Annotated in this window: 2 protein-coding genes; both read right to left on the bottom strand. The window is 54.8% G+C overall.

The window, feature by feature from the left end; translation table 11 throughout:
• The coding region (locus ACMGDE_RS19930) for an IS3 family transposase (protein ID WP_436834596.1) at positions 1-812 on the bottom strand (812 nt) is incomplete at its 3' end.
• On the bottom strand, positions 809-1267 hold a 459-nt coding region (locus ACMGDE_RS19925), incomplete at its 5' end, for a helix-turn-helix domain-containing protein (protein WP_436834595.1). The genes ACMGDE_RS19930 and ACMGDE_RS19925, both read right to left, overlap by 4 nt.

Genomic DNA, 1267 nt, shown 5'->3' with positions numbered 1-1267 from the left:
GTGAGGTAATCACAACTGGCATGGGGTCTTACTTCATTGTAAACCCGGATGCTTTCTGCGATCTTCCTTTCCGTCTCCTGAAATCCCATGCCCGAATAATGGAGATTGAATTCTTCTTTGAGGATACCGTTGACCCGTTCGGCCAGCGCATTTTCATAGGGGTCTCCGTTTTCGGTCATGCTGATGGCGACCCTATTGCTGATCAGCACCTCCACGTATTCGCTGCTGCAATACTGCGAGCCACGGTCTGAATGGTGGACCAGTTCACCATTGTAGCTCCGCTGATCAAGGGCCATCTTCAGAGCCTCCACACATCCCTGGGCGGCAAGGCTTCTGTGAAAGCAATACCCCATGATCTTGCGGGAGTAGGCATCGGTCACCAGACTGAGGTATCCCCATCCGTTGTTCATGCGGATATAGGTAATATCACTTACCCAGGCCTGCTCGGGACGGTTCACCTCCAGTTCTTTCACCAGGTTGGCATACTTATGCATCCAGTGCCGGGAATCGGTGGTCACCACCCGCCGCCTGCGCCGCCGGATATCCAGGCCGTGTTCCCGCATGAGATCGAACAAATAGTCCCGGCCCACCCGGATGCCGTGTTCGGCCAGCATCGGGGTAATCATATGAAGCAATTTCAGGGTACCGGTGCGGGGTAGGGATCCCCTGATCCGCAGGACATGCTGAAGAATGATCTCATCCTTTAAGCACATATCCCTGAAACGCCATTGGTAATCGTACCAGGCGTGGCGCGTTTTGCCAAACAGTCTGCACAGTGTTTTGATCCCCAATGAAGGGTAATCCTGTTTCATTTGGGTGACTGTTTGGCACCAGACTTTTTTCGGATATCGATCTTCAGCTGTTCTTCTGCGATATCGATCATCGTTTCCAGTGCACGGATTTTCAGCCGGGCTTCGGCCAGTTCCCGTTCCAGCGCCCTGCGTTCATCGCCCCCCTGTTCTTCCTTTGGCTGCATAACCGGTGTTTGGGGGCCAAGTTCGGCATTATTCCCTAGACTCCCGCTCTTCTCCAGCTGGAGCCAGCGGTCGACCGTAGCCCTGCTTTTCACACCGAAGGCCACGCATACCTGCCGGACGCTCATGCCCGATTCCACCGCCCGCAGGATGGAGCGTTTCTCCGATGGACTGTAGGAACGGGGTCTCTCATTCCGATAAGAGGGCGATCCATGCCGGTTCATCCAGAGCGTCAAGGTCGAGTGGTGCATCCCATATTGGCTTAAGATCTCCCTACGGGGAACCCCCGATTC

Source organism: Parapedobacter brassicae (assembly GCF_051400755.1).
Lineage (GTDB): Bacteria > Bacteroidota > Bacteroidia > Sphingobacteriales > Sphingobacteriaceae > Parapedobacter.
The sequence above is the reverse complement of the archived record's forward strand: the minus strand, read 5'-3'. Positions and strand labels throughout refer to the sequence as shown.